The sequence below is a fragment of the Paenarthrobacter sp. CM16 genome, from assembly GCF_013179505.1.
GTDB lineage: Bacteria > Actinomycetota > Actinomycetes > Actinomycetales > Micrococcaceae > Arthrobacter.
Genome location: NZ_JABMCX010000285.1, coordinates 1 through 5,988, shown reverse-complemented (window position 1 = coordinate 5,988; position 5,988 = coordinate 1). Strand labels below are relative to the sequence as shown.

The 5,988-nt window shown below is 57.1% G+C and carries 5 protein-coding genes; 2 read left to right on the top strand and 3 right to left on the bottom strand.

Annotated elements, in window-relative coordinates; translation table 11 throughout:
• Both HP499_RS19655 and HP499_RS19650 read left to right on the top strand, forming a co-directional pair.
• The coding region (locus HP499_RS19655; RefSeq protein ID WP_216660183.1) for an alpha/beta hydrolase domain-containing protein at positions 1-1,391 on the top strand (1,391 nt) is incomplete at its 5' end.
• Between the two features lie 23 nt (positions 1,392-1,414).
• Complete coding sequence (locus tag HP499_RS19650; protein WP_172325833.1) at positions 1,415-2,524, top strand: DUF5937 family protein; 1,110 nt, start codon at positions 1,415-1,417, stop codon at positions 2,522-2,524.
• Positions 2,525-2,831: 307 nt separating this feature from the next.
• Here HP499_RS19650 and HP499_RS19645 read toward each other — a convergent pair whose 3' ends face one another.
• The 3 genes from HP499_RS19645 to HP499_RS24905 form a co-directional block, all read right to left on the bottom strand.
• Positions 2,832-3,758 carry a hypothetical protein gene (locus tag HP499_RS19645; RefSeq protein ID WP_172325832.1) on the bottom strand — a complete coding sequence of 309 codons (927 nt, stop codon included), beginning with the start codon at positions 3,756-3,758 and terminating at the stop codon, positions 2,832-2,834.
• Between the two features lie 157 nt (positions 3,759-3,915).
• The gene (locus HP499_RS19640; RefSeq protein WP_172325831.1) at positions 3,916-4,788 is read right to left on the bottom strand and encodes a hypothetical protein; all 873 of its coding nucleotides are present in this window, start codon (positions 4,786-4,788) and stop codon (positions 3,916-3,918) included.
• Positions 4,789-5,470: 682 nt separating this feature from the next.
• Positions 5,471-5,988, bottom strand: a 518-nt coding sequence (locus HP499_RS24905) for a hypothetical protein (protein WP_216660182.1), incomplete at its 5' end; no start/stop codon positions are given.

The window sequence follows — 5,988 nt, the reverse complement described above, 5'->3', positions numbered from 1 at the left end:
CCGACCCTCTAGGACACAGATTGAGCACCTCACCTCGAACCAAAACCGCCCCCTCCGCGGTCATCGCCGGACCTATCCCGGAAACAGCACACTCCTCACCAGTTGTTCTTGAGCCCTACGGTGTCGACCGGATATCTACCTATAACTACATCCAAGAGGAGTACTTCGTCTCAGGGACAGCTGCCGGACAGCCCTACCAGACCCGAATCCTCGTCCGCCGCCCTGAAAATATCGACCATTTCAACGGGAAGGCCGTAGCTGAGGTCGCGCACATTTGGGGAGGCACCTCAGTCTGGCGGGTCCTGAACCGCCACCTGATGCGCAATGGGTACATGTGGATCGAGATCGATTCACAGTCACCCAGTGCCTTGGGCCTCATCGCCGGGTCAAACCCGGAGCGCTACCGCTCGATGACGTTCATTGAAGGCCCGCTGGCCTCGGATTTCGCTGCCACCATTCCGTTCGTGGAAGATCCAAACCAGGATGAGCTCGCCAAACAGTACGACGAGTTCAAGGAGAAATGGTGGGAAGCGACACCACAGTCCTTTGAGATCATTGCCCAGGTGGCCCAGGCTCTCCGTTCCGGCCTTCCCGATCTTCAGGGATCGGAAATAACGGGTCTCTACTTCATTGGAATCTCCCAGACGGGGGGAGTCGTTCGCCGATTTGTGGAGCAGTATCATTCCCAGTTCCGCAATGAAGATGGCCGGCCCGTCTTCGATGGATATTTGCCGGCCGCATCGGGGGGACCATCTCTGCCGGACATCGATGTTCCAGTGATTGAGATGCTTGGTGAAGCAGAGTTCCAGTCCGTCCGCTGGGAGTGTGGGGTTTCGGGACAGGTGCGGGGACTAAGCCATCGGCGCCCTGACAGCTCGACGTTCCGTCTTTACGAAGTGCCCGGCATGGCCCATCGGGAAACCCGGTACATGTCCGACAAGGACAAGATCCGTCTGAAAGACTGCCCGCTGCCGGCGGGAGCATATTGGAGTACTTTCCCGAACTCCCATGTTTACAACGCGATATTCGAACAACTGGTCGCCTGGAGCGAAGGAATCAAGGTGCCACCGCCCAGCCAGTACCTCGAAACTGTAGGAACCACCGACACGATTGTGCGCGATGAACATGGAAACGCACTCGGCGGTTGGCGCACCACATACACCGACGTCCCTCATTCGACCCTGGTCGCCGCAACCCCGGTCGGCCGGCCGTCCTGGTACCACGGCAACGAAACACCCTTCGATTCGGCCAAACTCAGCAGCCTGTACGGCAGTCCCGCGGGTTACCGTCATGAGGTCGCAAAGAACCTGCAGGAGCTCATCGAGAACGGTCTTTACCTCGAAGTGGATGCGGAAGACATCCGGCTGCAGGCAGAATCGGTGCAATGGTAGTACAACGAACTAAGGCCTAGCCCATGCCCATTGTCTTGGATCTACATCAACTCCGACCCGAAGCTGTATCCGTGCAGCTATCCCAGATGGCCGAGTTAATGGCCTTCCTCCACGCCGTCGCGGAGCCCGCGCATCACTTGGACCGGAGGCAGGAAATCCAGGGCATGACACGGGCCCTGCCGGACGAAACGAATCGTGCCGTCCGGGCACTGGCACCCTTCTGGGCAAGGTTCAGGGCAAGACACTTGATGCCTTTGACGTTTGGACAAGCAAGCGGATTCGAACACGAGTTGAAAAGAGTGGAAAACCTCAGCCTCGACCTGTTCGCGGCATTTTCCGCCGAGGTCATCTACGGCACACGAATCATGACCTTCCCGGATGTCACCAGAAGTCCAGTCGCGGCGGCCGATTTCGTCGCCCGCGCCGAAGAACGCTCCGAGGCCCGAGGAATCCTCGCTGCGCAGCTCATCCGAAACCCGGAAGAGCTGCGCAGCCAACTCATCACTACCTTGAAGGAGGTGAACGAGAAGTTCTTCTCGGAACGATGGAATGCGGCATTACCCCAATTGCGAGCCGCCCAAACTGAGGTCCAGAACGCTCTCGCCACACAACCATTACCAATGGTCTTCACGTCACTAAACCCCGGCACCCACTACTTTCCCAGCACCCAGCAAATTGCTTTCGACAAACTTCAGAATGCATTTATCTCGTCCTCGGATGACCGAAAATACATACTTCTGCCCTCGTCCTACGGCTCCCCGCACCTGGTCATCAAGTTCGCTCAAGACTACGGACACCAGAGGCTAGATCTTCCGGTAGTGATACAGTTCCCCTTCACGGAGATGGGGGTCCCCACAACCAACACAATGGAAGAGATTCGCCTCCGACTCACAGTCATGGCTGACCCCGCACGGATGGACCTGTGCCGACATCTGGTCAACGAGCAATGCACAACAACCGAGCTGGCCAAGCGAACAGGCATGACAGTGCCCCAGGTGTCCCGGCATCTACGCAGGCTCCGAGAATCCGGCTTACTGGACTCCGTCAAGGACGGACGGATGGTGCGAAACAGACTCAACCTACGAGCCGTCTACTCCCTTGGCTATGACCTGGTCTCGAGCATCGTCCGCTAGCGAAACCCGGGTGTGGCTCCGTATTTGAGACCAACTGAGTGTGTTGGCTCCCGGTTCCGGTCAGACCGCGGCACAATGCTCTGGTCTCCAAGACGGTCGGCGTCAATGATTCCTGACATTTGTGTACAAACCGACTGAAATCAAGTTTGTGCGTTCACGACCTATCTTCCGTCCGCTGGGCGCGGCTATTCGCAACAAGTACCCCGAGGTCCGGGGATGTGCCCAGCGGACGGAACCGCATGAACCTCTTTGTCCCGGCAGGTATCGCGACGAGAGTTTCCCTTTGAAAGCCGCCTTGAGCCAGATTTTATGGCTTCAAATAGTTCGGCATGGTGTCATCAATTTGCCGCGTCAGCTCGTCATGTGCTTGCGCCGGCAGCCCATAGAAGGACACCACATAGGACAGGGCATTGTAGAACGCTATAACACCCACTCCGAGCAACCTCTCAAGGTAGTCCAAGTCCACTTTCAGGACAGTTCCAACGTATTCGCCTCGGTCAACGTACATACGCATCTGTCGGGCTTGGTACAGCGAAGGATGGGTTCCGCTCGACAAAAATGAGTAGATTCCTTCGGATTGCTTCTCGTTCACGCTGCCGTTGGCGTTCGCGTTGAGCAGGCCGAACATCCACGAGACAGCGCTCTCTGGCGACAGTAGAGTTTGACTGCCGATCGTCCTGTTACCGAGGTCCTGCGGCGTAGTCCCGGGGAACGCCGCGATTGCCCGCTCTCGTATTGCCTTCCAACGCTTGTGCGCATGCTGGTGAGGATCGTCCTGTTTGGAACCCATGCGACCTGCGGCCATCTTGGCGAATTCCGAGCTGACAAACTCCTCGAGATAGGCGCGGGCCAACATGTCGTCCGCCGTCCCCGAGCCGTCGCCAACTACCCACATCGCGTGGGCACAATACTCTAATACCGACCGTACGAGCGGCAGCGGCGAAAACATGACCTCACCACTGCGATAAAGAGCAGCCAGGCCCCCTAGATGATTGGCAGCAACCTCCAGATAGCTCACAACGACTTCAGAGACAAGATCAAACCCTGCCAATATGTCGGCGCTGCTGGTTGCAGGGTCCTTGGCGGTAACATCAATCTTCGCGCGGGCTGCCGCCGAATTTTCTGCGGGTTGCCATGCAGATTCAGCTAGGGCAAGAAAGGCAGTCCGACCTGCGTCTGCGAGTTCAGCCAATTCGGCCAGGCGAGCTTGGGGATCGTCTGAGGTAGCTTCCATGGATGCGACACTACGCGAGCGCACCATGTGCCCCAACTATTTCCTAAGCCTGCGCCGTTCGTGGGAGAGGGGCGCGCAGGAAGCTTTGCAGGGAGAAGACCTCGCGTGCCCGCATGCCCTATCGGTGATAATTAGCGAATGAACCCCGGCGTATGATCTAGCCCTTTCCTCGGCCGACATTCGTCTGGAGCCGCCGCTTCCGCACAATGCGCCGATGCAGGATCGCGTGAATCTTACGAGAGCGGCGGAGACGCCGCTGACGTCGTCGGAGCCGTTGGTTCAAAACAAGAATCTTCACCTTGCTGCGAGCAATGATCACACTCGACTTGAGGAGGATAACCGAGCTGAAGAGAACCGCGGCTACCAAGTATTTCCGGCGGATGAAGTACTTCAATGAGTCGAGTACTGGCTCTCCAGTTTCGGGGTTCAAGAGGAGCTTCTGGAACTGCCATTGCCGGCGAAGAGTCATTCTCACCGGATAAATAAAGTCTCCAAGCCCTCGGGACTCAGCATACGTCCGAACGGCAATTTCGCTCTCTCTCGCCTGGACACGCAGCTGGTATGAAAAATTGAAATCAGCACTCCGGAGCTTCTTGTGATGCCATTCCAAAAGGTGGGTCCCAGTTGCCCTTAGCAGGTCGTTAAGGTCAGAGCTGCACGTTTGGCGAGACTCCAAGTTCTCGGATGCGGCCTTCCGCCTCAACATCACACCCACCGCCATCTCGTGCATCCACCAAGCGAGGTACCGCTGACGTCGAGGAAGGCTTAGTTCAATGATTTCCCGGCTGGTTAGCGCGTTGTAGCTGTAGTCCGGCGCGCTGGATAGCTCGCCGAAGTCGTCTACCCACTTCGAGAGTGCCCGAAACCAGTCTTCGATGACCTTTCGCCGACGCTCTCTCTGCGCGGCCGCGGCGTTGAGCCCGTAGCCCAGCCAGAAGACAGCAACTGATACACAGGCAGTTATGGCAACGGACAACAGACTCTGAGGTGACCCGGCAGCCTGTTCAGTAGATGGGATCAGAAGTTGCACTTGTAGATTCAAGCATGGGAATGACCGTCCGGTTCACCAGGTCATACTGTGAAACACGGCACACGCACCTTGGGCTGTACACGGCAGGAGTTCGAAACAATTAGACCGACATCTCATGGCTAGTAGCGACAGGGCTAGCAAAATTGCCGGTTCGAGATCGCCCTTCAGAAGGGCTAATTGGCGGTGCACTCGCCGAGATAGCTGTGCAGCCGGTCCCAACTAAACTTCCGGAGGCGCCGCATTCGTTGAAGTCCAACGCATCATCCTGCCGCGTATCCTTGCCTGAACATCTCTGCGTGCTGGCCCGTATGAATATCGGTGGGTCGCTGACATCTAACGAATACCCCGCCACCGAGAACTACGGGCCGGCCTGCGGACCAACTAGACCACCCTGAAACGATGTCTCCTCGTGCCTGCCGAACTGTGGCCTTTCGCCCTATACTGAAGCTGTTCTTGCATCGACTCGTTCGGTGCCTGTGGCGAAAGCCGCTTACCGGCAGGCACGTGCGCAAGTGCTGGTTAGACCGAGGAACTAATTCAATATCCTTTAGAACAGGCGGAGATATGGCCATATCGAAACCTAGTCTTCAGGAGCCAGAAGCCCGGCAGTAACGAATACCGCTCCAAGTCTGAGGCTGGATCGAACTAATCTGCCGGGCTTTTGAGTGCCCGGCCACAAGGACTAGTCGAAAATGAGCAACCCGTTTTTGTTGCTACTTATCCCAACCTCGTAGCGGCGACCCAGGTCCTCCCAAGCCCGGGGGCTACGGTAATGGTCTAAGCCATGAGGGGTCGCTTCAACGGCAAAGTGAGGTGCCACTAATACGCCGTGGAGAATCGATGGAGCCACACCCTGACGCATCAGATCATTTACCGGCTCCATACGCAGAAGGCCGCAAACGGCAGCAATGATAGTCTCCTCTGAATTCAAGGGTTCACGAAGCTCGCGCTGACGTATAAGGAGGGTCATGATGCCGTTCATCTGGCGCCGTATGAGCACGCGATCCAGACTTGGTTGTTTTGTGGAAAAGAGGATGCTGGCAATGCCGTGAGATTGAACGGGCGCACTATGCGCGGCGACGGACACCCGCAGGTTTAGTCCGTCTTCAGGTCTTGACCGGGGATTTTCTGCGGTGCAATTCCGAATCAGTCGCACTATCGTCGCGTGCCAGGGACTTCGTCGTCCAACAGCATCGAGGG